General features: G+C 55.3%; 21 protein-coding genes. 8 read left to right on the top strand and 13 right to left on the bottom strand.

What is annotated here, in order from left to right; genetic code table 11:
- Window positions 1–105: 105 nt before the first annotated feature.
- Entirely contained in the window at window positions 106–297 is a 192-nt protein-coding gene (locus G536_RS0120275) for a hypothetical protein (RefSeq protein ID WP_022825438.1), read from the bottom strand.
- A 429-nt stretch (window positions 298–726) separates the two neighbouring features.
- Between G536_RS0120275 and G536_RS0120270 the strand changes: the two genes are divergently transcribed.
- Window positions 727–2,178, top strand: a complete 1,452-nt coding sequence (locus G536_RS0120270) for a hypothetical protein (RefSeq protein ID WP_022825437.1) — start codon at window positions 727–729, stop codon at window positions 2,176–2,178.
- An 82-nt stretch (window positions 2,179–2,260) separates the two neighbouring features.
- Here G536_RS0120270 and G536_RS0120265 read toward each other — a convergent pair whose 3' ends face one another.
- The 6 genes from G536_RS0120265 to G536_RS0120235 form a co-directional block, all read right to left on the bottom strand.
- Window positions 2,261–3,685, bottom strand: a complete 1,425-nt coding sequence (locus G536_RS0120265; protein WP_022825436.1) for a Glu/Leu/Phe/Val family dehydrogenase — start codon at window positions 3,683–3,685, stop codon at window positions 2,261–2,263.
- 185 nt (window positions 3,686–3,870) lie between these two features.
- Window positions 3,871–5,658, bottom strand: coding sequence for an acyl-CoA dehydrogenase family protein (locus G536_RS0120255; protein WP_022825434.1), 1,788 nt, complete (start codon window positions 5,656–5,658; stop codon window positions 3,871–3,873).
- 192 nt (window positions 5,659–5,850) lie between these two features.
- Window positions 5,851–7,029 (bottom strand): thiolase family protein, encoded by a 1,179-nt coding sequence (locus G536_RS0120250; RefSeq protein ID WP_022825433.1) that lies wholly within the window; start codon window positions 7,027–7,029, stop codon window positions 5,851–5,853.
- Between the two features lie 76 nt (window positions 7,030–7,105).
- Window positions 7,106–9,514 (bottom strand): 3-hydroxyacyl-CoA dehydrogenase/enoyl-CoA hydratase family protein, encoded by a 2,409-nt coding sequence (locus tag G536_RS0120245; RefSeq protein ID WP_022825432.1) that lies wholly within the window; start codon window positions 9,512–9,514, stop codon window positions 7,106–7,108.
- 184 nt (window positions 9,515–9,698) lie between these two features.
- A complete protein-coding gene (locus G536_RS29100; protein ID WP_022825431.1) occupies window positions 9,699–10,175 on the bottom strand; it encodes a MarR family winged helix-turn-helix transcriptional regulator in 477 nt (158 codons plus the stop codon).
- A gap of 153 nt (window positions 10,176–10,328) precedes the next feature.
- Window positions 10,329–12,110 (bottom strand): AMP-dependent synthetase/ligase, encoded by a 1,782-nt coding sequence (locus G536_RS0120235; protein WP_022825430.1) that lies wholly within the window; start codon window positions 12,108–12,110, stop codon window positions 10,329–10,331.
- Between the two features lie 199 nt (window positions 12,111–12,309).
- Between G536_RS0120235 and G536_RS0120230 the strand changes: the two genes are divergently transcribed.
- The 4 genes from G536_RS0120230 to G536_RS0120215 all read left to right on the top strand — a co-directional run bounded on the left by G536_RS0120230 (window position 12,310) and on the right by G536_RS0120215 (window position 15,374).
- Window positions 12,310–13,467 carry a formimidoylglutamase gene (locus tag G536_RS0120230; RefSeq protein ID WP_022825429.1) on the top strand — a complete coding sequence of 386 codons (1,158 nt, stop codon included), beginning with the start codon at window positions 12,310–12,312 and terminating at the stop codon, window positions 13,465–13,467.
- Window positions 13,468–13,551: 84 nt separating this feature from the next.
- Window positions 13,552–13,821, top strand: a complete 270-nt coding sequence (locus G536_RS0120225) for a cytochrome b5 domain-containing protein (protein WP_022825428.1) — start codon at window positions 13,552–13,554, stop codon at window positions 13,819–13,821.
- Between the two features lie 48 nt (window positions 13,822–13,869).
- The gene (gene murQ, locus G536_RS0120220; RefSeq protein ID WP_022825427.1) at window positions 13,870–14,676 is read left to right on the top strand and encodes an N-acetylmuramic acid 6-phosphate etherase; all 807 of its coding nucleotides are present in this window, start codon (window positions 13,870–13,872) and stop codon (window positions 14,674–14,676) included.
- A gap of 131 nt (window positions 14,677–14,807) precedes the next feature.
- Window positions 14,808–15,374, top strand: a complete 567-nt coding sequence (locus G536_RS0120215) for a hypothetical protein (protein ID WP_022825426.1) — start codon at window positions 14,808–14,810, stop codon at window positions 15,372–15,374.
- A gap of 111 nt (window positions 15,375–15,485) precedes the next feature.
- Here the strand turns inward: G536_RS0120215 and G536_RS29095 are convergent, their stop codons facing one another.
- From G536_RS29095 to era, 3 genes are all read right to left on the bottom strand, one after another.
- Window positions 15,486–15,740: a hypothetical protein gene (locus tag G536_RS29095; RefSeq protein WP_022825425.1), complete on the bottom strand. Its 255-nt coding sequence runs from the start codon at window positions 15,738–15,740 to the stop codon at window positions 15,486–15,488.
- Window positions 15,741–15,882: 142 nt separating this feature from the next.
- Window positions 15,883–17,205, bottom strand: coding sequence for a ribosome biogenesis GTPase Der (der, locus tag G536_RS0120205; RefSeq protein ID WP_022825424.1), 1,323 nt, complete (start codon window positions 17,203–17,205; stop codon window positions 15,883–15,885).
- Window positions 17,206–17,372: 167 nt separating this feature from the next.
- On the bottom strand, window positions 17,373–18,269 hold the full coding sequence (era, locus tag G536_RS0120200) for a GTPase Era (protein WP_022825423.1): 897 nt from the start codon (window positions 18,267–18,269) through the stop codon (window positions 17,373–17,375).
- 215 nt (window positions 18,270–18,484) lie between these two features.
- Between era and hemH the strand changes: the two genes are divergently transcribed.
- Window positions 18,485–19,522, top strand: a complete 1,038-nt coding sequence (gene hemH / locus G536_RS0120195) for a ferrochelatase (RefSeq protein ID WP_022825422.1) — start codon at window positions 18,485–18,487, stop codon at window positions 19,520–19,522.
- A gap of 3 nt (window positions 19,523–19,525) precedes the next feature.
- Here the strand turns inward: hemH and G536_RS32305 are convergent, their stop codons facing one another.
- The 3 genes from G536_RS32305 to G536_RS0120185 all read right to left on the bottom strand — a co-directional run bounded on the left by G536_RS32305 (window position 19,526) and on the right by G536_RS0120185 (window position 21,573).
- Complete coding sequence (locus G536_RS32305; protein ID WP_157530804.1) at window positions 19,526–20,287, bottom strand: hypothetical protein; 762 nt, start codon at window positions 20,285–20,287, stop codon at window positions 19,526–19,528.
- Between the two features lie 88 nt (window positions 20,288–20,375).
- Entirely contained in the window at window positions 20,376–20,894 is a 519-nt protein-coding gene (locus tag G536_RS31000; protein WP_157530802.1) for a PRC-barrel domain-containing protein, read from the bottom strand.
- Window positions 20,895–20,928: 34 nt separating this feature from the next.
- A complete protein-coding gene (locus G536_RS0120185) occupies window positions 20,929–21,573 on the bottom strand; it encodes a hypothetical protein (protein ID WP_022825420.1) in 645 nt (214 codons plus the stop codon).
- A gap of 118 nt (window positions 21,574–21,691) precedes the next feature.
- Here G536_RS0120185 and G536_RS0120180 point away from each other — a divergent pair, with 118 nt between their 5' ends.
- Both G536_RS0120180 and G536_RS0120175 read left to right on the top strand, forming a co-directional pair.
- Window positions 21,692–22,684 carry a DUF2157 domain-containing protein gene (locus G536_RS0120180; RefSeq protein ID WP_022825419.1) on the top strand — a complete coding sequence of 331 codons (993 nt, stop codon included), beginning with the start codon at window positions 21,692–21,694 and terminating at the stop codon, window positions 22,682–22,684.
- Window positions 22,674–23,900, top strand: coding sequence for a hypothetical protein (locus G536_RS0120175; RefSeq protein ID WP_022825418.1), 1,227 nt, complete (start codon window positions 22,674–22,676; stop codon window positions 23,898–23,900). The genes G536_RS0120180 and G536_RS0120175 overlap by 11 nt, the downstream gene beginning before the upstream one ends.
- The last annotated feature ends 33 nt before the right edge of the window (window positions 23,901–23,933 follow it).

Here is a 23,933-nt window from a genome sequence, read left to right as displayed (position 1 = left end):
AGCAGCGTAAGTAGCTGTAGTCCAGGCATGAAAAAGGCGACCCTAACGAGTCGCCTGCTTTCGTGATGCTATACCTTAAAATAACGTTGTCAAGAGCCGTTTCACCTACAGATTACGGCTAGCTTGCTGGTCTTCAATCTTAGCGCTGGCCGGACGAAAAAAGGCAGCCAACTGCATTGAAATAGGATTTATTTCGGGCACTGACTTCACAGCTAAACGACGGGGTTCTGCTTCTTTATTCAGCTTACTTATAATGATGAGTGAGAAGAGCAGAGCGAGACGAAGATAGAATTTCATAGTTGGAATTAGGTCGCGGGCTGTGGTGGCCCGGCGGAACAAAGTTAAGGCCAAATTATTTCCTAGAGCCGAAGCGCAATGAAAACATTGAAGATTTGGAGAAAGGAAAGCTTGGAAAACGCAATTTCAGGCAGTGAAGCGGGAAATTTCAACCCATCTTTTTACCGATAGGCTATAGCTTGGTTGGATTACGTAATTTGGCGCTGAGGCCTTTGTTGCGTAAGGTTAAGAGAATAATTTCTGCAAATTTAACGAGTGTGGGCGCTGAAAGTGAGTGATGGTTCGTTACGAATGCATGAACTTTTCATCGGTTCACGGCAAATCTTCTTTTGAAGGCAGCCCATATACGGGGCACACTTGTATTTGGATACCTTTGAAGAGTACATTTTTAAATATTATTTCAAACTTCCTCATTAAGTCCCTTTAGCCGTGCGTTTCAATACTTCGCTACCTACCGGCCTACTGGCTTTGGCCTTGTTTTTTTCTTGCGGCAATGCTCAGGCTCAAAAGGTGAAATCAGCCGCTTTCACATACCTGCCGGAACAGTCAGAAGATCGGTACAACCAGCGGGTGCCTAGCAAAACGCTACCTCTAGCAAAAGGCGGATTTATAATTTTAGCCCACAAATCGGCCAACGAATACGCCGTAGAACGGTACGATGCTGACCTCAAACGCCAGTGGAGCACGCCGCTTCCGCTGACCGCCGAGCAGGCCATTGATGGTTTTGTAAGCAACGGGACTCAAGCCTTAGTGGCGGTTTACGATAAGAGCGGTGCTACTCAAAGTATCTCGGCGCAAGTCATCGATCTGAGCAATGGGCAGAAGGCTACGAGCAAGAAACTGACAGAAACCGGCCTCCGCGACCGACGCCCTAGCGTGGCTTTCTCACCTGATGGTACCAAACTGGTTGCCTGGCGCTACCTCACCCGCAACACGCAGATCAGATCAATCAGCGCCAGTGTGTACGATGAGAAACTGAGCAAACTCAAAGACCGCTCCTACGATTTCAGCGACCAAGGCGCGTTCTTCTCTACTACCGTCCACGTAGGCAACGATGGCAGCCAGTACGTAACGCTAGTGAGCGACGAGATGAAGAAGCTTACAGTGCGTCGTTACCTCAACACCAGCGCCGATATCAAGGTGATGTCGGTGGCGGTAGGCGGCACCTTTGGGGGCAAAGTGGTGAACGTGTTCGACTCGCGCTTTCTACTGCTACCCGATAATACGCTGTACGCCGCCGCCATCTGCAACGAGCGGGAAAGCGGCATCTACCACAGTCTAAAGGTGGTAAAGTTCGATTTCTCGAGCGACGGCGACATGAAATTTGCACCGGAATTCCTGTTCACCCCCGAGTACCTAGCAGAAACCAACAAGGCCACTACCACCGCTGCCAAACGCCTAGAGGATGTGTATCTTACTGACTTATTGCTCACCGACGACAAACAGTTGGTGGTAGTGGGTGAGAAGAAATACGAGGAAGGTGGCGACAACTCGCCGGGTCACACCCGCGAGCTGCATCTATTCGGCTACAATGAATTTCAGTCGCCAACCTGGCACAGCATCATTGCCAAAGACCAAATAGCCCCGGCTACAGAAGGCTTCAGCAGCATCGGCTACCGGGCAGCCGTTTTTGGGCAGGACGTGCAGTTTGTAACGTGGGAGAAGCTGAAAGGTAAGTCAGACTTGTATCTGCGCCGCGTGAACGTGCAAACCGGCGTAGTGCAAGCGCCCAAAGGCCTGGGCCTGAACGTAGCCGCCGACCAAAACCCGTCTTACGTGAAGGACTTTACAACTTGGTTGGATGCCAAAACGCTCATCGGCGTTAGCCGGCCCAGCAAAAAATCAGCCGCTCTGATGCTGAACAAGATTGTTGTCAAGTAAAGCCCAACTCCATTATGTATACCCACAAAAAAGGCCTTCCCTGCGCACAGGGAAGGCCTTTTTTGTGGGTATACATAATGGCTTACGGAAAGATACCAAGCGACTGGTAGCTGACACCTATCTTCTCGATAGCAGCATAAAAAGCAGCAGTACGCAGGTCGGTAATGCCTTCGACTTCGTCCATCACCTTTCGGATGGACTGGTAGGCGGTAATCATTGTGTCTTCGAGCCCAGAGTGTACCAGGTCAATTTCATCGGCGCCGTGTATGATGGACTGGCGCTCTTCAGGCGTAACGGTGCGGCCAGTGGTGCGCTCAATAGTGGCTACCAAGCGGCGCATGGCTCCTTCTTCGGCCCGTTTGCCCATGCGTCCGAAACGCACGTTTGATAGGTTTTTCAGCCACTCAAAATACGATACCGTAACGCCGCCAGCATTCAGATACAGGTCGGGTAGAATGACTATCCCGCGTTCCAGCAGAATCTTTTCGGCGGTTTGGGTGGTTGGGCCGTTAGCTCCTTCTGCTACTACTTTCGCTTTGACTTTGGCCGCGTTGCCCTCGTGAATCTGATTTTCCAGCGCGGCTGGTATCAGCACGTCGCACTCGTATTCCAGCAAGTCCAATGACTCAGCCACGTCGGTTGCGCCCGGAAAGCCCAAAATCGAGCCGGTGTCTTGGCGGTGCTTGAATACGGCAGCCACGTCTAATCCGGCTTCGCTGTAGATACCACCTTCCCGTTCGGCAATGCCCGTAATCAGGGCCCCATCGGCTTGGCAGAAATGTGCAGCGTAGTACCCCACGTTGCCTAGTCCCTGCACAATGATGCGTTTACCGGCAATGCCGCTAGTGAGGCCAATCTTAGCAAGAATCGGCTCGTCTAATAGCAATTCGCGCAAACCGTAGAACACGCCTAAGCCAGTGGCTTCAGTACGGCCGCGGATACCGCCCTGCCCTACTGGTTTGCCCGTTACGCAACCCAGGGCGCTGGTATCACCATACTTGAACGTCATGTACGTATCGGCAATCCAAGCCATTTCCCGGCCACTGGTGCCATAATCGGGGGCCGGCACGTCCATACCGGGCCCGATGAGGTTCTTCTTGATCAGCTCGGTGGCGTAGCGCCGCGTTACCCGCTCCAGAATATTTACGGGCGTAGTGCGCGGGTTGATTTTCACGCCGCCTTTCGCGCCACCGAACGGCACATCCACCAGCGCACATTTGAAGGTCATGAGGGTAGCCAAGGCCATTACCTCTTCCTCATCCACGTACACGCTGTAGCGGATACCGCCTTTGCTGGGCAGTTTGTGGTGGCTGTGCTGCACCCGGATTCCCTCGAACACTTGCACGTGGCCGTCTACTTCCACTGGGAAGTTCACTTTATAGATGCTGTTGCAGGCCCGTATCTGGGCAATAATGCCGGGGTCGAGCTTGGAGAAGCTGGCCGCATGGTCGTAAAACCGTAGCACGCTTTCGTAAAATTCTTTACCCTGTACCTGTTCGTTGGCCATAGATGGTGGGATTGAAGGTGGAGTATCTTTCTGCAAACGACAGCCCAGCCGTTGGCGTTGTGTTTGAAAAGCAGAAAGCCGCTCCCACGCAGGAAGCGGCTTTCTATTTCTCATATACTCAGTGAATTGCAACAGCTACAGATACCTGCCAGTATCTATGCTGCTGACTTCACTGAACTGGCGGCTTAATAGGCGTACTCATTGGCGGCAATAAGTACGTCGGCAATGCGGCGGCGGGCTTCCTTGGCGTTGTAGAGGTCCGACTTGGTAAAGCGCTTCAACCCCATAGCCAATAGGCGCTGCTCGTCGCCTTCAGTCATGGTGCCGATGGCATCTTTGCCGAATTTATTTACTTGATCTACAGTATCGTAGAGGTACACGCGGGCAATGTCGATTTGCGTGGCCAGTGCCTCTTCGCCTTTCATATCGGCTTCTTTCTCCACGCGTAGCAAGGTGCTTTCGGCAGTGTACACCTTGATAGCCATATCGGCAATGTTCATCAGCACTTCCTGCTCTTTGGCCAGGGAGTTCATATACTTCTGCACAGCCGTGCCAGCCACCATCAGAATGGCTTTTTTCAGCTTCTGGATGGTCTTTTTCTCGGCCGCAAACAAGCCGGTTTCCTCTTCCAGATTGAAGTCCGGAATAGCCATCAGCTCCTGTTGCACAGCTTGGGCTGGGCCCATTAGGTCTAGCTCGCCTTTCATGGCCTTTTTCAGGATCATGTCGACGGCCAGCATGCGGTTGATTTCGTTGGTACCCTCGAAGATGCGGTTGATACGCGAATCCCGGTAGGCGCGGTCCATGGGGTAGTCGGCCGAGAATCCGTAGCCACCGTACACCTGCACGCCCTCATCCACCACATAGTCAAGCACTTCCGAGCCTTCCACTTTCAGCATAGCGCACTCCACGGCAAACTCGCGAGCGGCACCTAGCAGAGCTTCGTTGTGGCTCTGGCCCTTAGCCAGCAGTTCCTGCTCCATGCGGGCAATGTCCATACCGGCACGGTAGATGGCCGACTCCACGGCGTAGATGCGCACGGCCTGCTGAGCCAGCTTGTACTTGATAGCGCCAAACTTGCTGATGGGCAGCTTGAATTGCACTCGCTCGTTGGCGTATTTGATGCTTAGCGTAGATGCCATTTTGGTGGCACCCAAGCAAGCAGCAGCCAGCTTAATGCGGCCGATGTTCAGGATGTTGAAGGCAATGAGGTGGCCTTTGCCAATCTCGCCCAGCACCGCCGATTTCGGCACTTTTACATCAGAGAGGAACACCTGACGGGTCGAGGAACCTTTGATGCCCATCTTGTGCTCCTCGTTGCCGAGGCTCAGGCCGGGGGTGTCGCGCTCCACAATGAAGCCAGTAAACTTGTCGCCGTCCACTTGGGCAAACACAATGAACACGTCGGCAAAACCGCCGTTCGTAATCCACATTTTCTGGCCGTTCAACACGTAGAACTCGCCGTCTTCGGTTGGAATAGCCTTGGTTTTGGCACCGAGGGCGTCGGAGCCAGAGCCAGGCTCAGTGAGGCAGTACGCACCCATCAGCTCACCGTTGGTCAGGCCAGGCAGGTACTTGTTCTTCTGCTCATCGTTGCCGAAGTATAATATGGGCAGCATGGCAATGCCAGTGTGTGCTGCAAAGGCCACCGGGAATGAATGGCCGCCGCCCACGCCTTCCGTCACGCGCAGAGAGGTGGTGAAGTCCATATCCAGCCCGCCGTACTGCTCCGGAATGCTTACCCCGAACAAGCCCAACTGACCAGCTTTTTCCATCAGCCCGCGCATCAAGCCTTCTTCGTGGTTATCGAGGCGCTCCAGCAAGGGCTGCACCTCTTTTTCCACGAAGTCCAGCGCGGTCTGGTGCATCATGTTCTGTTCCTCCGAGAAGTCGGCGGGGGTGAATACGTCTTGCGCGTCGGTTTCTTTGATGATAAACTCGCCGCCTTTCACAAGCTTGTTGGTTACTTCCATGACCGTGGGTGAGGTATTGATGTGGGAGATTAATGTCGAAGTGGGAGGCAAACTACTCGGCAAGCCGAGTATTATAGGCCAAAGCAGCCCACTAGTTTGTTGTACCGAAAGATACAAATATTTGTTATGCTTGCCGAGTACTTAACGAAAAGAAAACCCCGTTTGGTTCGGGGTTTTCTTTTCGTCAAACGATTACTTCAGCAATTCATAAATGCCGGCTACTCCTTGGCCACCACCAACGCAGGCGGTTACCATGCCGTATTTCTGGCCCCGGGCGCGCAACTCGTGAAACAGCTGGATGCTGAGCTTGGCGCCGGAGCAACCCAGCGGGTGACCGAGGGCAATGGCGCCGCCGTTCACGTTCACTTTGTCCTGGTCCATGTCCAGCTCGCGCATTACGGCTAGGCTTTGGGAGGCAAAGGCCTCGTTCAACTCAAACAGGTCGATGTCCTGGAGCTTCATGCCGGCTTGCTTCAGCGCCTTCGGCACGGCCTTGATGGGGCCCATGCCCATGATGCGTGGGTCGATACCTTCGGTGGCGTAGGTCACCATGCGGGCAATTGGCTCTAGATTCAACTCCTTTACCATGCGCTCCGACATTACAATAACGAAAGCAGCACCATCGGAAGTCTGTGAGGAGTTACCGGCCGTTACGGAGCCGTTGGCGGCAAATACGGGGCGCAACTTGGCCAGCGCCTCCATCGACGTATCGGCGCGGGGGCCTTCGTCGGTATCGACTACAAACGAGCGGTTTTTCTTTTTGCCGGTGGCCTGGTCGAGGTAGGTCTCCTCCACTGTTACGGGCACAATCTGCTCTTTGAACTTGCCTTCTTGGATGGCCTTAATGGCCTTCTGGTGCGAGTTGTAAGCAAACTGGTCCTGGTCTTCGCGGGTGATGCCGTAATCCTGGGCCACAGCTTCGGCGGTAAGGCCCATGCCGAGGTAGTAATCGGGGTGTTGCTGGGCTAACTTATAGTTGGGCACGGTTTTCCAGCCCACGGTAGGTACTAAGCTCATGCTCTCGGTACCACCAGCCACGATGCAGTCGGCCATGCCGGCGGCAATTTTACCGGCGGCCATGGCAATGGTTTCCACGCCGGAGCCGCAGTAGCGGTTCACGATGAGGCCTGACACGTTCATCGGCAAAGCCAGCAACGAAATCAGGCGACCCATCTGCAAGCCCTGCTCAGCTTCCGGCACAGCGTTACCTACAATCACGTCATCGATACGAGTAGGATCAAGGGCAGGCACCGAGGCTACCAAATGCTTGATGACATCGGCGGCGAGGTCATCGGGACGGGTAAAGCGGAAACCGCCGCGGTTGGCTTTGCCAACCGCTGTGCGGTAACCGGCTACGATATATGCATTCATTTTTTTGAGTCTTAGAGAAGGTGGGGGATTAGAGCTAAGGCTAGCGTCCCTCGTTGGAAGGAAATTAGTTGCAACTCTAGTTTCTCAGCGGTTTGCCCGTCGTCAGAATCGATTGAATTCGCTCCAGCGTTTTCCGTTCACCGGTGAGGCTGAGGAATGCTTCTCGCTCCAAGTCCAGCAGGTACTGCTCCGATACTTCGGTGGGGCTGCTCAGGTCACCGCCACACATGATATAGGCCAGCTTGTTGGCAATTTTCACGTCGTGGTCAGAGATGTAGCGGCCTTCTTTCATGGCGTGCACGCCAGTCAGGAACATGCCTAGGGCGCCTTTACCCTGCACCTTGATGTTGGTTTTCTGCACCGGCTGGGTATAGCCATCCTCGGCCAGCTCAATGGCGGCGGCTTTGGCCTGGGCCAGTACGCGGTTGGAGTTCACCACCACTTCGTCGCCGCGGCGCAGGAAGCCCAGATCGAAGGCTTCGTGGGCTGAGGTAGATACTTTGGCGGTGCTCACCGTCATGAAGGCGTTGCGCAGCAGGTTGTACTCCGGCTCACCTTCCTCGTACTTGAGGGCGGTGCGCAACGTCATTTCCTTGGTGCCACCGCCGCCCGGAATCAGGCCTACGCCGAATTCCACGAGGCCCATGTAGGTTTCGGCCGCCGCTACCACCCGGTCGCAGTGCAGGTTCAGCTCGCAGCCGCCACCTAGGGCCAAGCCGTGGGGCGCGCCCACCACCGGAATGCTGCTGTAGCGCATCCGCATCATGGCCTGCTGGAACTGAGCAATCATCAGGTTCAGCTCGTCGTATTCCTGGTCCAGCGCAAACATGTACACGAGGCCTAGGTTGGCACCGGCCGAGAAGTTCGGCGCGTCATTGCCTACCACGAGGCCGCGGAAGTCCTTTTCGGCCAGTTCCACGCCTTTCATTAGGCCTTGGATGACGTCGGAGCCCAGCGCGTTCATCTTCGAGTGGAATTCAACGTTCAGGATACCGTCGCCCATGTCAAGCACCGAGGCCCCAGCGTTTTTCCACAGCACTTTGCCCGTAGCGCGCAGGTTATCCAGAATGATGAAGTTCTCCATGCCCGGGATGGCCTGGTAGATCTTCGACTCGATGTCGTAGAATTGCTTCACGCCCGCTTCGCTCACTTTGTAGAAGGCGGTGTGGCCGGCGGCTACCATTTCTTCCACCCAGGGCGCTACAGTTTTGCCTTCGGCCTTGGCAAGCTCCAAGCCCTTCTGCACGCCCAGAGCATCCCAGGTTTCAAAGGGGCCCAGGTCCCAGCCGAATCCGGCGCGCAGGGCGTCGTCAATCTTGTAAAGCGAGTCGGTGATTTCTGGAATCCGGTTGCTTACGTAGGCAAACAGGCCGGCAAAGGTTTTGCGGTAGAAGTCCCCGGCCTTGTCTTTGCCGGCGGCTAGCACCTTGAAGCGGTCCGCCAGCTTTTCAATCGGCTTGGTGGCTTCCAGGGTGGCAAACTTCACCTTAGCGCTGGGTTTGTATTCCAACGTGTTCAGGTCGAGAGCCTGGATTTCCGACTTGCCGCCGGCGCCCTTCACTTTCTTGTAGAAGCCCTGGGCGGTTTTGTCGCCCAGCCACTTGTTTTCGGCCATCTTCTTGATGAAGTCAGGCAGCTGGAACACGTGCTTGGCTTCGTCGTTGGGTAGGTTCTGAGCGAGGCCGTTGGCTACGTTGATCATCGTATCCAAGCCCACCACGTCTGATGTGCGGAACGTGGCCGACTTGGCGTGTCCGATAACCGGCCCCGTCAGCTTGTCCACTTCCTCTACTGTCAAACCCAGCTCGCTCATTACTTGCACCACGTCCATGATGGCGAAAACGCCCACGCGGTTAGCAATGAAAGCGGGCGTGTCTTTGGCCAGTACCGTGGTTTTGCCTAGGTACAGGTCGCCGTAGTGCATCAGGAAATCCACCACCGCCTGGTTCGTGTCCGGGGTCGGGATGATTTCGAGCAGCTTCAGGTAGCGCGGCGGGTTAAAGAAGTGCGTGCCGCAGAAGTGCTTGCGGAAGTCGTCGGAACGACCTTCCGTCATCATGTGAATCGGAATACCAGAGGTGTTGCTTGTGATGAGCGTGCCGGGCTTTCGGAACTGCTCTACCTGCTCAAACAGGCTCTTTTTGATGTCGAGGCGTTCCACTACCACCTCAATCGTCCAGTCGCAGCCGGCAATGTCCTTGAGGTTGTCGTCGAAGTTGCCGGTCTTGATGCGGCTCACATCGGCCTTGCGGTACAGCGGCGACGGGTTGGCCGCCACGGCTGCCTGCAAAGAGGCATTCACGATGCGATTCTTCACGGCCGGGTTGTCCAGCTTCAGGCCTTTGGCCTCTTCGGCGGGCAGCAGTTCCTTGGGCGCAATGTCGAGCAGCAGCACCTGCACCCCGATGTTGGCGAAGTGGCACGCAATGCGCGAGCCCATCACCCCGGAGCCCAGTACAGCTACTTTTTTGATGGTACGATTCATTCGTGGATGAATATTAGTGGGAAGGTTTTTTGGATTGTCAGCTACTAGCTGATGGTTAGCAGTTTATCACATAAAGTACTCGTCATGCAGCCTTTATAAAAGCATGAACGCACTATGCTTGTTTGACGGTCTGTGCCATCAAATTGTGAAAGCCATCGGCCGGCAGCCACTAACTAGCAGCTTTTTAAGCCGGTGACTCAGAGCGCAAAGGCTTTAGCACGAAATCATCAAAGAGAGTTTTACCCTCAATCATGCCCGTAATCTGGCCGACAACTTTGAAGAAAACATCGAGCTGATTCTGCGGGATTTTTTCACGCACTTTCTGGTTGAAGTGGCGCACCGTCTGACGGGAAATCTCCTTGCCACGCAAGCCCTCTTCGGTCAGGAAGATGCGCACCGAGCGTTTATCCTGGGTGTCGGCCTGTTTGTAGATCAGGCCTTTCTCTTCCATCGAACGCAAAATGCGCGTCAGGCTGCGGGTTTCAAGGCCCAGCAATGGCGCTATCTTAGTGGCTGGCGTACCGTTTTCCTGATCAATATTCAGCAGCACAAAGCCGATGCTCGTGGTGATGTCATACTTACCAGCCTGAGTGTTGTACATACGCGAAATGGCATGCCAGGCGACTTTAATGTTATAATCAACGGTTTCTTCAGGTTTCATGGCAGGGAGCAGCAAGTCCGGTAAACATACATAAATATGTTATGCTTGCATACTAAAATACAGGAAAAATGTTTTGCCTTAACTGCTTCTATTCTTATACTAGGCATTTATAAAAAGCCCCGCTTCCTGCCAGGAAACGGGGCTTTTCTGAAGCTAGCGGCGTTCCGCCTGATGATACAGACTCTCTATTAAATCCTTATTGTTCTCGGTAATGATTTTGCGCTTGACCTTCATAGTCGGGGTCATTTCGCCGGTTTCCACGGTCCAGAGCTTGGGCAGTAGGGCGATTTTCTTTACCTGCTCCCACTGCGCGAAACCATCGTTGTACTTGTGCACCAGATCCTGGTACATCTTCACCACTTTCTCGTTTTTCACGAGGTCTTCGGTGGAGCCGCTGGCCTCCACACCATTGCGCTTGCACCAGCCTTTCAACTCATCAAAAGCAGGAATAACCAGTGCGGAAGCAAACTTCTGGCCGTCGCCGACCACCATGCACTGCTCTACCAGCGGCGACTCCTTGAGTTTGCTTTCAATTACCTGCGGGGCAATGTACTTACCGCCTGAGGTCTTGAACATCTCTTTCTTCCGGTCGGTGATTTTCAGGAACTTACCGTTCACAATCTCGCCGATGTCGCCGGTGTGGAACCAGCCTTCTTCATCGAACTCCTTAGCCGTCAGCTCGGGATTGTTATAGTAGCCCTTCATTACCGACTCCGACTTGGTAAGAATCTCGCCGTCTTGGGCAATTTTCACTTCGGTGTTGTCGACGATGGGGCCTACGGTACCAATCATGTTGTTTTCAGGTTCGTAACCTCCTACAGCAATTACCGGCGAGGTTTCGGTGAGGCCATAGCCTTCCATCACTCGGATGCCGCCGGCCCAGAACACCCGCGCCAACCGAGGCTGCAGGGCCCCGCCGCCGCTTACAATGCAGCGCAGATTACCGCCCAATGCCTCTCGCCATTTACTGAAAATGAGCTTATTAGCTAGAGCCAGTTGGGTGTTATATAGGAAACCGTTGTCTTTCTGGTTGTCGTATTTCAGGCCCAGGTCCAGGGCCCAGAAGAACAGGCTTTTCTTGACGCCGGTCTGCTCGTGGCCTTTCGCCACGATCTTGTCGTACACTTTCTCCAGCAGGCGCGGCACGGTGGTGAAGATTTCGGGCTTCACTTCGCGCAGGTTTTCGGCAATGGTTTCCATGCTCTCGGCGTAGTAGATGCTTACGCCGTTGATGAGGTATATATACGTTACCATCCGCTCGAAAATATGGCAAAGCGGCAAGAAGCTCAACGCTTTATCATCCTTCGTAACGGGCACGAAACGTTGGGCGTTACGGCAGTTGCTGAGGATGTTGTTGTGGCTGAGCATCACACCTTTGGGCTTGCCGGTGGTGCCGCTGGTGTAAATGAGCGTCAGCAGGTCGTCGGGTTGCACGGCGGCTTTCAGGGGCTCTAGGTCGGCGGGGTTGCCTTGCTTACCCAGTTCCAGCAGCTCCGAAAAGTGCCGAGCGCCATCTACCTTATCAAAGGTGAAGACATTCTCGGCGGGAATATTCATGCCCTCTGTGGCTTCGCGCACCTTCTCAAATAGCTTTTTGTCGGACACAAACACGGCTTTCACGCCAGCATCGGCGAAGATGTACTTGTAATCTTCCACCGTGATGCTCGGGTACATGGGCACACTGGTAGCACCCAGTTGCGCAATCCCGAAGTCGGCGAACATCCACTCGGGCCGGTTCATCGAAATGATAGCCACTTTATCATCTTTGCTAACCCCAAGGCTGCGCAACCCCAAGCTGACCCGGTTGGCCTGCTCCACCACGGTATCGGTGCTGATGGGCACATACTGACCATCTATTTTGGCGGCGAAACAATTAGGCTTGTTGTACTTCTGTTGCAGTTGCGTTAGTACATCGAAAGAGCGGCGAATGTCCATGAGGGAGGGCAGGGTGGAATAGGCAGAGAAGGTCAGGTTTCGGAATCAGCCCGCCTGAAGCGGCTGAACCGGAACTACTGCCTTAAATAACCACTTTTTTTTCTTGTAAAGTTTAGCTTCTGGCCTCCTCATACGTGCTAAGTGTGGCGTATGGCGGCATTTACTGTAGCTTTGTTGCAGTTCGCACTGTTCGCGCCCGATGAATCTGGCTATCTTTTTTGATCCGCTTGCCGAAGAGCTAGTTTCCTCTGCTTTTTCCGCTACCACGCTAGCTGCCCGCGTGACGCCGTTTTTCAGCGTATTTCCCGACTGGCGCGCCGCCGACTTGGCCGTTATCGGGCTGGACGAGTGGCGGGGCAGTGTCGCCGGCGCCCCGTCCATCCACGGTGCCGACGAGGTACGCCGCCGCTTCTATCAGCTCCAGAAAGGCGCTGGTACCGTGCGGCTGGCCGATTTGGGCAACCTGCGGCCGGGCCTCACGCTGGAAGATACTTACCAGCGACTGCGCGAAATTATCAGCGCCTTGCTTGAACACGGTACCGTTCCTATTTTGCTGGGCGGCTCCCACGACCTTGATTACGGGCAGTTTCTGGCTTACGAAACGCTGGAACGCACCGTGAGCTTCGCTACCGTCGATTCGCGGGTGGATATGGCCGAGCAAGATGGCTCCCGGCCCGAGGACAACCACTTGCGCCGCATGCTGATGCACGAGCCTAACTTCCTGTTCAGCTTTGCGCAGCTAGCCCACCAGCAATACCTGGTAGCGCCCGATGTGCTGGCCGCCTTGCAGCAAATGCACTTCGACCGGCTGCGAGTAGGCCAGATTCGTGACGATATCCGACAGGCTGAGCCGCTGCTGCGCCACGCCGATTTCGTGAGCTTTGATATTGCCGCTATCCGCTGGAACGACGCGCCAGGCTACTACCCTGCCAATCCGTTTGGGCTGACTAATGAGGAAGCGGCCAAGCTGGCCTGGTACGCCGGCCTCAACGACCGGCTCACGTCATTCGGGCTCTACGGCTACCGCCCCGACCACGACTCGCACGGACTAGCCGCCTCGGTACTAGCCACCATGCTGTGGTACTTTGTGGAAGGCTACTACCACCGCTGCCCCGAGCCCGATTTCCAGAGCAAGCGCTACATCCGCTATGCCGTGGGTTTACCCGACTCGCATGACACGCCGGGCAAACTGGTTTTCTATAAATCTAAGCACACCGAAAAATGGTGGCTGGAAGTGGAAAGCCTGGCAAACAGCAGCGTGAAGCGCATTATCCCGTGCTCCTATGAAGACTACTTTCACGCCGCCCAGGGCGACATGCCCAATCGGTGGTTTCTAACCCAGGCGCTGCTAGGGTAGCGGGTTTTTCTTTAGTTGTTTTTCGATTTTAGGCGTGTTTTCAATTCTTTCAGTTGTTTTGCCCGCATGAAAAACCCTTCATAGTTGGAAACGAGCAACGAAAAACCCACAACGGAAAGCGTTTTGCCGGTGTATTCGCGCGGCCAGCTGGCCCTGCGTAACGGCCAGGACCGAGACGAAATCTGGGTGGCGTATGAGGGATTGATTTACGACGTCAGCCGGTCGCGCCTGTGGAAGCGCGGCAACCATTACGAGCATTGGGCCGGCCAGGATTTGACCCGCGAGCTAAACCACGACGCTCCCCACAACGCCAATGTATTCGATAAATTCACCGTTATCGGGCGGCTGGGGTAAGACTTGTTTCCTCTCCTTTTCCCTGCCTGCCTAGCACCCACCACGCATATGAGCACTACCGAAAGCCCCTCTTATTTCAACCACCTGGAAACCCTCTCGACACACGAGTTGCTAACCGGCATGAACAGCGTTGACCAAACCGTACCACAGGCGGTAGCTAAAGCACTACCACAGTTGGAGGCGCTGGTGGAGGCTACGGTGGCCCGGTTAGGCAAGGGCGGCCGGTTGTTTTACATTGGCGCGGGCACTAGTGGGCGTTTAGGTGTGCTTGATGCTTCGGAGTGTCCTCCTACATTTGGGGTACCGCATGGCGTAGTAATTGGCCTGATTGCCGGCGGTGACACAGCTATTCGCCAAGCCGTAGAAAACGCCGAAGACAACGCCGAACAAGCCTGGCGCGACTTAGAGGCCTACAATATCAATGACAAGGATATAGTGGTGGGTATTGCCGCCTCGGGCCGTACACCCTACGTTATTGGCGGCCTCGAACAGGCACGTAAGCACGGCCTGATTACGGGCTGTATCGTCTGCAACGCCGGCTCGGCGGTGGCGGCCGTGGCTGATTTCCCGGTGGAGGTGGTAACGGGGCCAGAGTTTGTGACGGGCAGCACCCGCCTGAAGGCCGGCACCGCCCAGAAACTGGCTCTCAACATGCTCACTACCGCTACATTTATCCGCCTGGGCCGCGTGAAGGGCAACAAGATGGTAGACATGCAGCTCAGCAACGCCAAGCTGGTTGACCGGGGCGAGAAGATGCTGATGGATGAACTGGGTATTGCGCAAGCCGCCGCCGCCGAATTGCTTCGCCAGCACGGCTCAGTGCGAGCGGCACTAGCCGCGCAGCAGGCGAAGTAGCATATGATGGCCTTGCGGTTGTGAGTTAACGCAACGTGTCAGCGAGGAAACCCTGATGGTTTAAGTGTAGTTACAGCAGCATAAGCTTTTCGCCACGGCAGAAGCTAAAGCCCGCGCTATATCTCACCGCCATGCATACCATTGAACCTCACTACGCCTGGATCGAGCAATATTCGGCCTCTGAAGACCCACGCTCGCCTCTATTCGAAGCTGAAAACAGCCTCGACAGCTATGTAAATACCATTTACGGCTACTATATCCATCCGCAATGGGACAGCCTCGACTCGGATACCCTCTTTCTGAAAATCCTGTTCGTTGACTACGAGTTGGGTATTGCCGTCATCGAGTTTATCGGCGAGTGGAATGATGCCATTGAAAACGACATCATGCACCTCAAGCGCAACATCATTGATTTGATGACGCACGAGGGCGTCCGCAAATTCATTCTGGTGGGCGAAAACGTATTCAATTTCCACGGTTCCGAAGACGACTACTATGAGGAGTGGTTTGAGGACGTGGAAGACGGCTGGATTGCGGCCGTGAACTTCCAAGAACACGTTATCCGCGAAATGCGCCAGTATAACATCGACAACTACGTGAACTTCGGGGGCCAGCTTGATGAGCTGCCGTGGCGAACTTACACCCCGCGCAAGCTATTTGAGGTCGTGGATGGGCTGCTCAGCCGTCGGCTGGGCTGATACACGCCCGACAGTCCTTCAGCATCTTCACCGCCGGCACTCAATCTGTAAAAGCAAAAAGGGGCTCCCCGTATGGGGAGCCCCTTTTGCGTCTGTTAAGACCAGCAGAAATTACTGAGCTGGAGTCGTAGCAGGAGCAGTAGTTGCTGGAGCGTCGGTAGCGTCAGCAGCATCTTCCATTTTGTCAGCAGTTGCATCAGCAGAGTCACGAACGGCATCAGCCTGCTCTTCCATTGCGTCAGCTTTAGCTTCGCCGTTAGCTTCTACAGCTTCAGCAGTAGCTTCCTGCTTGTCTTCGGTTTTGCTGTCGCAAGAAGTGAAGGTGAACGAAGCAGCAGCTAGGGCGAGGAACAGTACTTTTTTCATGGTAAGGGTTTGTTTGGAAATTGAAAGTCGTTTTTGAGTTGTTATTCAGTAGTTGCACCAAGGCGCTCCAACGAATTACATGGCTTTATACAGGAGCTTTCAATAGGTAACCCGACAATTGAAAAAAATTATTTCCGGTCCGTTATTTTTTCCGGAAGATGATGCCAATCGGTACGCCAGTGAAGTTGAAATGCTCCCGCAAGCGGTTTTCCAAGTACCGTACATAACTCTCCCGTACGTACTGCGGCAGGTTGCAGAAGAAGGCAAATACCGGGTTGTGCGTGGGCAGCTGCGTTACGTACTTGATGCGCACCATCTTGCCTTTAGTAGCCGGCGGCGGATACTTCTCGATTTCCTTCAACATGATTTCGTTGAGCTGGGAAGTCGGAATTTTGCGGCGCTTGTTGTTGTACACGTCGATGGCCGTTTCAATGGCTTTGTGCACACGCTGCTTGGTAAGCACCGAGGTGAAGATGATGGGCGGATACGCAATAGGCGCAATCTTTTCGTAGATCTTGTCTTCGAACTCCTTGGCCGTGTTGGTTTCCTTGTTCTCAATCAGGTCCCACTTGTTCACCAGAATCACGATGCCCTTGCGGTTCTTATCGGCCAAACCGATGATGTTCACGTCCTGGGCTTCAATGCCGCGGGTAGCATCCAGCATCACCACGCAGATATCGGCTTCTTCCAGGGCCCGGATGGAACGCAGCACGGAATAGAACTCAACATCTTCGTGCACCTTGGTTTTGCGGCGCAAACCGGCCGTATCCACCAAGATGAATTCGTTTCCGAACGCATTGTAGCGCGCCTGAATCGAGTCGCGGGTGGTGCCAGCCACATCGGTTACAATGCTGCGCTCAGTACCAAGCAACAAGTTCACGAAGCTGGATTTGCCCACGTTCGGGCGGCCAACCACCGCTATTTTCGGAATGCCGAGGTCAGGATCTTCCACGCCTTCTTCTTCGAAGTGACTTACCACTGCGTCGAGTAGGTCGCCGGTGCCGGAGCCGCTGGCTGAGGAAATCGGGAAGATTTCGCCGTCGCCAACACCCAAGGCGTAAAACTCGCCAGCGGAGTGAATCCGGGCGTTGGTATCGGCCTTATTGGCTACGATGTAGATGGGCTTTTTGCCCTGGTAGCGGCGCAGCACACTGGCAAATTCCTCGTCGAGGCCATGTACGCCGGCCATGGCATCTACCATGAACAGCACCACGTCGGCCTCGTCAATGGCCAGCTTTACCTGCTTATTGATTTCTCCTTCGAAAATATCGTCGGAGTTGTGCACGTATCCACCCGTATCAATCACGGTGTAGTACTTCCCGATCCAGTCGCCGTAGCCGTAGTGCCGGTCGCGGGTTACGCCGCTTTCGTCGTCCATGATGGCTTTGCGCTGGCCGACGAGGCGGTTGAAGAGTGTGGATTTGCCCACATTAGGGCGCCCCACAATGGCAATTGTGTTTTTCATTGGGTCTGACTCCAGCCGCCGGCCCGACCAAGTTCGGCAGTGCCCGGAGTAGTTAAGTGAAGAATGGTCGGAATGCTTTTTAGAGTATGAGGGTAGGCGGGTGTTAGGGTAAAAGTTGTTAATAAGTACTACTTCCTACCCTTACATCTCCTTACCCTGCTGCCCTATTACTGATAGCCGAAACGGCTTAGTGCTTTAGGATCGGTGCGCCAGTTCTCATCTACTTTCACGTAGATTTCCAGGAACACTTTTTTCTGGAAAAACTTCTCCATTTCCTCACGGGCCCAGGTGCCTACTTTCTTCAAAGCGGCCCCTTTTTGGCCAATGATGATGCCTTTCTGGCTGGCGCGCTCTACGTAGATAACGGAGCGCATCCGGATGATGTCGTCGTCTTCCTTGAACTCTTCAATGCCTACCTCGCAGCTGTAAGGCACCTCTTTCTTGTAGAGCTTGAAGATTTTTTCCCGAATCATTTCGGCGGCGAAAAACCGCTCGGGTTTGTCGGTTAGCTCGTCTTTGGGGTAATACGGTGGGTGAACTGGCAGATAACCCAGAACTAAGTCCAGCAATTCCCCGGTCCCAAATTTTTCCAGCGCCGAAATGGGCAGTACCCGCGCGGCGTTGGGGAGTTGCTCCTGCCAGTACTCCACCTTGGCTTCCACCTCGGCCTGGTCGGCTTGGTCGATTTTATTGACGAGCAGCAGAATGGGCGTGTTCACCATCCTGCGCAGGCGCTCCACTACCGGCTCCTCGTCGTGCTTTTCGTAGATATCCGTCACGAACAGAACCACATCGGCATCTTCCAACGACGAGTACACAAACGACATCATGGCGTTGTGCAGCTCGTATTTCGGCTGGATAATGCCCGGCGTATCGGAGTAGACCAGCTGGAAATCTTCGCCGTTGAGAATGCCCAAAATGCGGTGGCGCGTGGTTTGGGCTTTGCTGGTAACGATGCTGAGCCGCTCACCCATCAGGGCGTTCATGAGCGTGGACTTGCCCACGTTGGGCTTGCCGATAATGCTCACAAAGCCAGCGCGGTGCGGGGTAGGTTCGGTATTCACTTCAGATTCTGGTAATTGGCCTGCAAAGGTACGATTTTATAGGCTGTTAGCTATTGGCTGACAGCTATTAGCTTTTTTTGCAGCTGAATACAGACCAAACAGCCCTCTTTTTGGTTTAAGGCACACTTACTCCTCATTGCGCTAACTAGGTACTGGCTGTATTGCTTTTTTGAGAAAGTGAACAGCCAACAGCCACTAGCTAACAGCCCAAGAAAATGCCCGCTCCCACTAAAGGCCGCATCGGCGTCCTGCTCGTCAATCTAGGTACGCCCGACTCGCCACAAACCAGCGACGTCCGCCGTTATCTCAACGAATTCCTCACTGATGGCCGCGTGGTTGATATGCCGGCCGCTATTCGCTACCCGCTGTTCCGGGGTTTGGTAGTACCGCTGCGGGCCCCAAAGTCCGCCAAAATCTACCAGCAACTCTGGACCGAACGGGGCTCTCCCCTACTCTACCACGGCCTGGATTTACAGAAACTGGTGCAGGAGCAGCTCGGCAACGATTACCTCGTGGCCTTTGGCATGCGCTACCAAAATCCCAGCATTGAAAAAGCACTAGCTGAGTTGCGTGACGCGGCCGTGGAGCGCATTATTGTGCTGCCGCTGTTTCCGCAGTACGCAGCGGCCAGCACGGGTTCGGTGCAGGAAAAGGTAATGGAAATCGTGAGCAAGTGGTGGGTGGTGCCCAGCATCTCCTTTATCAGCACTTTCGCCAACGACCCCGGCTTTATTGCTACCATCGTGGAGCTTGGCAAAGTGGAAATGGCCAAGCGCGACTACGACCACATCGTATTCAGCTACCACGGCATTCCGGAGCGACACGTACTGAAAGGCAGCCAAAACGGCTATTGTAAACTGGGCAACTGCTGCAACAGCTACAACAAGAACAACCGCTACTGCTATCGAGCGCAGTGCTACGAAACTTCACGCCAGGTAGCGGCCGGCCTAGGCCTCACGTCCAATCAGTACACAGTATCGTTTCAGAGCCGCCTGCAAAGCCGCCTCCGCGACCCGTGGCTGCAACCCTATACCGATGAGGCCTTGAAGCCTTTCCCCGCCAAAGGCATTAAAAACGTGCTGGCCTTCAGCCCCGCTTTTGTGGCCGACTGCCTGGAAACCACGATTGAAGTAGGCGAAGAGTTCAAGGAACTGTTCGAAGAAGCTGGTGGAGAACATTGGCAGTTGGTCCCGTCCTTGAATACCCACCCCACCTGGGTGCAAGCCGTAGTGGACATGATTCACCGGAACTAAGTGCTACCAAGCCGGAGTGGCCATAGCTCTGCGCCCTAGTACCAACTGCACTCCAACTCCCGTAGCTAAACGAAGGGCACTTGCTTCTTCGCGACGACGGTTACTTAGAGGAAAAACGCCACTAATATTGTAGGTGAGGCAAAGATGTTTACCTATCTGATAGCGCACGTTTATTCCTGGTTGTAGGAGCACCATCCAGAGGCCTGCCCGGTTAATTGGGTAGGCCTCTCTGTTAATATTACCTAACGAGTCTGGGCTGTAGCTGACTTCGTACGTTTCCCAACGGCTAAGGCGCAACGGTTGCAAGCGCACAGCAAAACCTAATGTTGTGCGGTCTTGCAAAATGGTATAAGTCGGTTGCACGAAGCTATAAGTATAGCGCACCCGCTCGTTGGTTGGCGTATCGCCGCAGAGGTCTAGGCAAAAGCTGTCGTAGGAGTACCCAGCTCCATAGCCGGCCCCACCATAAAGCCCCCAACTACCACCGTTGGGCCTTACCCATTGACGCCCGCCCCCACCTTCACCCGACCACGACCAACGGCTACCGCGCGCCCAATGGTGGCCGCTTGCTAACAGCACCGTATGGTTGCTAGTGGCATATGCTGCTTGGAGGCTCTCGCCATGTAAGCCTACAGAAGCATCAATTTCTGCTTCGCCTTTTTCTCGTACAGTAGGCGTCATGAGGGTTTGAGGAATGATGGCAGCGCAACCACTCAGCAGACCAATAAATAAGATGGCAATAAACGGGAGTAAAAGTCGAGGCATAGTAACCGCTCGTGTGGTGAACCTGCGTTACGGTTACGAGCAGCTACTATACCGCAAAGTTGTCAAGGCCAGGAAATATACTTCCCAACTACTCTTCCCGGTCACGGCGGCGGAAGCTACCGAGTTGCTTGGCAGGGCGGCGGTTCTGATAGAAGCTGTCTTCACTAAACGATGACTGCTCGTAGAAGCTGCCGGTACCGTGCTCGGGCAGGGGTAGCTTGAGCGCGCGCAGCATGGCCTCCTCGTACTCGCGGGTAATCTGGAACTCGGCATAGGGCGGATAGTCCAGCACCGAATCCAGCGTGAGCGAGGGTACGAATACATTGTCGCCTTCTTCGTCGAGAGCAGCTACACCCACTGGAATCAGGATGTGGCGCTCATGCTTGTCGATGTTGAGGCTGGCGTCTAGCTCCACGTCGAGGTAACGCACTTTCAGGGCATCTTCTTCCACGATGAGCTCGGCTACGTCGCCGAATTTCTTGCCGTCGCCGCCGCGCACCGACCAGCCGCGCACATCGGAGCTGCTGTCGGCCACTTCAAAGTCGGTCAGGTCACGAAGGCGGCGCAGGTGCATGCCCTGGGCCGAAGGAATAGGAGTTGGTTCCACAGAGGGTGAGGATGAGAAGCGAAGAATCGGAAAACTAAGTACCAGGCTCGTTCAGTGCCCGCACCACTTCGGTGGCGCGCGTGAAAAAGTCACGCAGCTGCTGCTGGTCGTCGGGGGTGGTGCTACGGCCCGAGAGTTGGCCAGCGCGGGTAATTAGATCGGCTACGGTGGGTTCAAGGGTTGGGTAGGCTTTCTGTTGCATGGCCTGCATGAGGCCGGTAGCGGCCACAAAGCCGGGGCGCAGGCTAGCCGTCGAATCATCAAGGCGGGCGGTGGCGCTGGTTAGTACGTCGCGCTTTTCGTTTACGGCGGGGTCGCGCAGGTCGGCACGGTCGGCTAGGTCTACCAACACGGCGCTGAGTATCCGCAGTCCGTTGCGGGCGTAATTGGGGCTAGCCGGGTCACGCTGGGTGGCACCCGCCAGAGCTTCGGGCGTGGGCAGTGGCTCGGCGGTGGCCATGTCGCCTACGGCATTCTGGTCGTCGGGGCGCGGTGCGGCTCCCGAGTCGGCATTTATCGGAGCCTGTTCTATAGGAGTTTCAGCTCCGCTGGAAACGGGTTGGCTGGCATCTTCGCGCAACAGGTACCAAGCAAGAGCGCCTAGGGCCAGCACCACCAGCAAAATCAGAAGCCAGGGGCTCGGCGAGGACTTTTTGCGTTGAATATTAATATCGGCCATATAGGTCGTACGGGTTAGGCGGCTACCCCTGTTGGCAGCTCGCGCCGTGCCCTCATACGCATTCCGGGGAAGTTGGTATGTTTACTTTCATTCCTTTGAGGCTAACTACCGCCAGTTTATGCGTTCCGACCAATTGCTAGACGAGCTACAGGCGCAGGGCCTCCTCACACCGCCGCAAGCCGAGGCCATCCGCCACGACGAGCACACCCGGCCGTTTTCCATTCATTACGAAGTCCGAACGCTGCTGTACTTGGGCATCACGCTCCTGACCGGCGGGCTGGGCACCTTGATTTACCAGCACGTTGATGAAATTGGGCACGGCGTGCTCATCACCATTATGTCGCTCCTGATGGCGACCTGCTTTGGCTATGCGGCGCGGCACCGGGCACCGTTCACCTGGGCAAAAGCGCCCCGCGCTGGTTTCCTCCCCGATTATGTGCTGTTGCTGGGCTGCCTGCTGTTTTTGAGCCTGGAGGGCTACGTGCAGTACCAGTACGGTGTTTTTGGGACCCGTTACGGCCTAGCGGTGTTCTTGCCGGCCGTGCTGTTTTTCGGGCTGGCCTACCTCTTCGACCACCGCGGGGTGCTGTCGATGGCTGTTACGGCGCTGGCTTCGTGGGTGGGCGTATCAGTGGCCCCACTTTCCGCTTTCACCGACAACCACTTCCGGAGTTTGAGTGGCCCGGCTATCGGGCTGGGGTTGGCGCTGGTAGCGGTGGGGCTGGTGTCGGAATTTCAGGGCTGGAAGCAGCATTTCAGCTTCACTTACATTTCGTTGGGTGCTAACCTGACGTTGCTGGCGGCCACGGCCGCGCTGCTAAGCTTTTATCCCAATACCTGGCCTTCTGCTTTCGAGGCAGGCATCCTGATTTTAGTGCTGAGCGTTGGCTTGGTATGGTACGCCCGCCGCATCCATTCCTACCTGTTTCTGCTGATGGGCGTGGTGTACAGCTACATCGTGCTTACCTACCTGTTTTTCCAGCTCATCGATGTTACCACGTTTGAAGCCACCGCCTTTCTGGTGACGCTGTATTTCGCGCTATCGGCCCTGGGTGTGGTGCTGCTCTTTGTCAATATCAAGAAGATTTTAGGTTTATACCATGCCCGTTAAAGCCTACAACCCGCGCTGGGCGCATCACCAGGCTATGCAGGCGGCAGCTGGCACCTGGCAGCAGCGGGGCCTGCTCACCGGACCGCAGCTGGCAGCCGTGCAGGCTGCCTACCCCCTCGACTACTACCGCCCCAACATCTTCCTGCGGGTCACGCTTTTCCTGTTCACGGGCCTTGGCACGCTGGCGGGCTCGGGCTTTCTGGGCCTGTTTCTCTACGAAGGCTTGTTTCGCGAGAGTAGCAGCCGGCAGGAAGAAGTGCTGCTTGTTGTCACGGCTCTGCTGAGCGCGGCGGCTTGTCTGTTTGTGCTGGAAGCGGCCATTCGTAGCTCCCGCCTCTACCATTCGGGCGTTGACAATGCCTTACTGTACGCCACGCTGGGTTGGCTGGTGTTTGTGGTGCTGTATGTAACCACCAGTAACACCCCCGTTAGCTATTACGGCGGCTTCCTGCTCTTCAGCCCCTATCTGACAGCCGCGCTGCTGCTAATTCTGGCCTTGCTGCTGGCCGCTACCAGCCGCTACGCTGACCGGCTGGTGGCGGCGGCAGCTTACTGCACGTATCTGTTGTTGCTGGCCAATATCAGCCTTCGGATTCCGGGTGGGCGGCTCCTGCTGCCATTTGTGCTGATGCTAGCGTCCGGCGGCGCGTACCTGTTGGTCCGGCGCCTCACCCACCGCCCCGACTACCTGTATTACAAGCCTTGCCTGACGCTGCTTAAGGCCCTCACGCTACTCACTTTTTACTTGGGCGGCAACTACTGGGTGGTGCGCGAGGGCAATGGCTTACTCAGCGACGCCCCGGTTTCCGGCCAGGTACCGTTTGCGTGGGTGTTCTACGTTTTCACGGCTGTTATTCCGGTGGCGTACGTGGTGGTAGGGTTACGCCGCTTCGACCGGATATGGCTGTGGGTGGGGCTGCTGATTGTAGGTTTTTCCTTGTTCACGCTCCGCTACTACCGCTCCCTGTTGCCGCCCGAAGTAGCCGCCACGCTGGCCGGCAGCGTGCTGGTGGCCACCATGCTGTGGGTGGCGCGCTACCTCCGCACGCCCCAGCATGGCCTTACCGCCGCTTCCGATGGCGACGAGGACAACCAGAAATTCAACCTGGAATCCTTGATTGTTGCCCAAACAGCTACCGTACCGCAGCCCGAAGCGCCCGGCTTCCAGTTCGGGGGCGGCAGCTCCGGCGGGGGCGGTGCCGATGGCAGCTACTAGCCGCACAGTTGCCACTCATTGACGGCCAATCAG

Source organism: Hymenobacter norwichensis DSM 15439, assembly GCF_000420705.1.
In the GTDB taxonomy this organism is placed as follows: domain Bacteria; phylum Bacteroidota; class Bacteroidia; order Cytophagales; family Hymenobacteraceae; genus Hymenobacter; species Hymenobacter norwichensis.
Note: the sequence above shows the minus strand (reverse complement) of the source record. Positions and strands in the feature narration are given on the sequence as shown.

What these genes read in the sequence shown, in the direction of transcription:
- G536_RS0120275 (WP_022825438.1), bottom strand. Translation starts at nt 297, where the DNA reads ATGAAATTCTATCTTCGTCTCGCTCTGCTCTTCTCACTCATCATTATA.
- G536_RS0120265 (WP_022825436.1), bottom strand. Translation starts at nt 3,685, where the DNA reads ATGGCCAACGAACAGGTACAGGGTAAAGAATTTTACGAAAGCGTGCTA.
- G536_RS0120255 (WP_022825434.1), bottom strand. Translation starts at nt 5,658, where the DNA reads ATGGAAGTAACCAACAAGCTTGTGAAAGGCGGCGAGTTTATCATCAAA.
- G536_RS0120250 (WP_022825433.1), bottom strand. Translation starts at nt 7,029, where the DNA reads ATGAATGCATATATCGTAGCCGGTTACCGCACAGCGGTTGGCAAAGCC.
- G536_RS0120245 (WP_022825432.1), bottom strand. Translation starts at nt 9,514, where the DNA reads ATGAATCGTACCATCAAAAAAGTAGCTGTACTGGGCTCCGGGGTGATG.
- G536_RS29100 (WP_022825431.1), bottom strand. Translation starts at nt 10,175, where the DNA reads ATGAAACCTGAAGAAACCGTTGATTATAACATTAAAGTCGCCTGGCAT.
- G536_RS0120235 (WP_022825430.1), bottom strand. Translation starts at nt 12,110, where the DNA reads ATGGACATTCGCCGCTCTTTCGATGTACTAACGCAACTGCAACAGAAG.
- G536_RS0120230 (WP_022825429.1), top strand. Translation starts at nt 12,310, where the DNA reads ATGAATCTGGCTATCTTTTTTGATCCGCTTGCCGAAGAGCTAGTTTCC.
- murQ (WP_022825427.1), top strand. Translation starts at nt 13,870, where the DNA reads ATGAGCACTACCGAAAGCCCCTCTTATTTCAACCACCTGGAAACCCTC.
- G536_RS0120215 (WP_022825426.1), top strand. Translation starts at nt 14,808, where the DNA reads ATGCATACCATTGAACCTCACTACGCCTGGATCGAGCAATATTCGGCC.
- G536_RS29095 (WP_022825425.1), bottom strand. Translation starts at nt 15,740, where the DNA reads ATGAAAAAAGTACTGTTCCTCGCCCTAGCTGCTGCTTCGTTCACCTTC.
- der (WP_022825424.1), bottom strand. Translation starts at nt 17,205, where the DNA reads ATGAAAAACACAATTGCCATTGTGGGGCGCCCTAATGTGGGCAAATCC.
- hemH (WP_022825422.1), top strand. Translation starts at nt 18,485, where the DNA reads ATGCCCGCTCCCACTAAAGGCCGCATCGGCGTCCTGCTCGTCAATCTA.
- G536_RS32305 (WP_157530804.1), bottom strand. Translation starts at nt 20,287, where the DNA reads ATGCCTCGACTTTTACTCCCGTTTATTGCCATCTTATTTATTGGTCTG.
- G536_RS0120185 (WP_022825420.1), bottom strand. Translation starts at nt 21,573, where the DNA reads ATGGCCGATATTAATATTCAACGCAAAAAGTCCTCGCCGAGCCCCTGG.
- G536_RS0120180 (WP_022825419.1), top strand. Translation starts at nt 21,692, where the DNA reads ATGCGTTCCGACCAATTGCTAGACGAGCTACAGGCGCAGGGCCTCCTC.
- G536_RS0120175 (WP_022825418.1), top strand. Translation starts at nt 22,674, where the DNA reads ATGCCCGTTAAAGCCTACAACCCGCGCTGGGCGCATCACCAGGCTATG.